The organism is Nocardia sp. NPDC050710, assembly GCF_040654375.1.
GTDB lineage: Bacteria > Actinomycetota > Actinomycetes > Mycobacteriales > Mycobacteriaceae > Nocardia.
Window position 1 is genome coordinate 152482 of sequence record NZ_JBFAHV010000011.1, and the last position, 1981, is coordinate 154462.

Genomic DNA, 1981 nt, shown 5'->3' on the forward strand with positions numbered 1-1981 from the left:
TGAGCGTGAGTTCAAAGGGCGAAGCCGTTCCGGTGTAGTAGCAGCGCAACACCTTTCACGGTGTAGGAGATGTGGAACCGCCGACCGATCACGGTCTTGATCCGCGCGAGAGTCCATTTCTGGTCCGGCCAGCCGTGCTCGGCGGGGCCTTTGGCCAGCTCTCGTTCCAGCACCCGGAACTGCTCGTCGGACAGCAATGGTAGCGACGCAGGCCCCTTGGACCGCAACGCTTCCCGGCCGCCGGTCCGCCAGTCGCGGCGCCACTGTTGCACCGACCGCACACTGACCCGTAACTGTTTGGCGATCACCGTGTTGGTGTCGCCGCGGGCGAACCCGGCCGCGGCCTGAAACCGCAACCGCTCCCGCATCTCTCGACGCTGCGCGGTCAGCCCACCGCCTTGCGGGTACCTCACCTACCAAGTGAACCGCAACCACAGATCAACAACGTCAAGCCTAGCGACAACACGAATTCAACCGCTGTATGCAGCCGGACCCATCCCTTCAGAGTCCCCGGCGGGGCTCTATAAGGATGGGACCCGTTCTGACCGGCGATTCTTCTGGTGAACGCTGACAGTTGAAGTGGGATTCGACTGTCTGAAGTCCGGTCGGCGAGTCCCAGTTTCGGGCTGCCACCAGGGCCTTGCCGCCCAGCCGATGTGGGGGATTCTGGTCTATCGTGAACGGCCGTGCGTATGGGTCGCCAGGATGTTATGGTGCGGGTACCATAACCCTATGGGCTTGAAGAAGACGACGGTCATGGTCGACGAGGCCGACCTCGAGTTGGTGAAGATGGCCGCGGCCCGCGAAGGGCGGCCGGAGTCCGAGTATTTTCGTGAAGCTTTTCATCTGGCCGCGATACGCACTCGCCGATGGGATGAGGCATGGGATATCCCCGTTCTCGACTACGGGCATGCGGTGACGGCGGATGAGATCGATAGCGCTGTGCGAGAAGCGATCACCAACACCGAAGCCGATGCTGGATGATCGTGATCGGCGACACCTCAGGTCTGGTCGCCGCTTTCAACTCCGCGGATCCCGAGCACGTCGACGCGCGCGCAGCGCTCCAGCAGGCGGCGCTTACCATCGTTTCTCCACTCGTCTTGCTAGAAGTCGAACACATCACCACCCGAAATCTCAATCGTCAAGCCGCTTATGCGGTTAATGATTGGTTGTTGGCACAAGAGCACACCGGACGCATCGAAGTGCCCACGATCTCGGCGGACCTGTTGCGGGTCGCGCGCAAGGTGCAGAACAGATACATGGCCATGCGCCTGGATCTCACCGACGCCACCAATGTTTCATTAGCCGAGCGATACGAAACTGTGGAGGTGTTGACACTCGACCGACGTGATTTCCGCGCAGTTACCCCGCTCACTGGTCATGCCGCGTTCCGCCTGCTGCCCGACGATCTCTAGCCGATCTGTCGGTGCTCACATCGAACCCTCTCTGTCACCCCTTGCCACCAGCATCGTAGGCCTCATAAGCCACCGCGGTCACGAATTCCACCGGCACGCCATGCTCGTGAGAACCCATCAGGGCAACTCCCAACGCAACCCTCACAGCGATCGTCGAATTATCGCAGCGGTCGTTGAGGTCATCGTGCACGACGACGCGATCGTGGACGCGATAGCGCAGATCACCGAGCGGATGCCCGAAGTGGCGCGGCAGATTCGAAACGAAATAGCCAGGGGTACTGCCCAAACAGAATCATCTCAGACGTAGACGGTAACGGTTCCGGAGGCGTCGAGATCGAAGAGCAACTCCATATCGCCGAACTCGGCCTGATTGATCATCATCACGGTGCGCATGCGTATACGCTGCGTCCCCTCGCCGGTGGGGTCCGGCTCGTAGGCGGCACGAGTGACATTCAGTCTGTGCGTTCTACTCTGCGAACGGCAAAGGGCGGAGGCCTCGTTCAACCGGTGTCCACTCGGCTGCCGGCAATTCACGAATCGAATGCCCGAGCCGCGGTGGCAGCGGC

The 1981-nt window shown here is 61.2% G+C and carries 4 protein-coding genes; 2 read left to right on the forward strand and 2 right to left on the reverse strand.

The features are described from left to right. Window positions 1-11: 11 nt before the first annotated feature. A complete protein-coding gene (locus AB0H61_RS20725; protein WP_357306850.1) occupies window positions 12-413 on the reverse strand; it encodes a winged helix-turn-helix domain-containing protein in 402 nt (133 codons plus the stop codon). Between the two features lie 319 nt (window positions 414-732). Here AB0H61_RS20725 and AB0H61_RS20730 point away from each other — a divergent pair, with 319 nt between their 5' ends. Continuing rightward, the gene (locus AB0H61_RS20730) at window positions 733-984 is read left to right on the forward strand and encodes a CopG family transcriptional regulator (protein WP_327110119.1); all 252 of its coding nucleotides are present in this window, start codon (window positions 733-735) and stop codon (window positions 982-984) included. Further along, complete coding sequence (locus AB0H61_RS20735) at window positions 981-1415, forward strand: PIN domain-containing protein (RefSeq protein ID WP_062993892.1); 435 nt, start codon at window positions 981-983, stop codon at window positions 1413-1415. Before AB0H61_RS20730 ends, AB0H61_RS20735 begins: the two co-directional genes overlap by 4 nt. A gap of 34 nt (window positions 1416-1449) precedes the next feature. Here AB0H61_RS20735 and AB0H61_RS20740 read toward each other — a convergent pair whose 3' ends face one another. After that, a complete protein-coding gene (locus AB0H61_RS20740; protein WP_357306852.1) occupies window positions 1450-1701 on the reverse strand; it encodes a hypothetical protein in 252 nt (83 codons plus the stop codon). Window positions 1702-1981 lie beyond the last annotated feature (280 nt).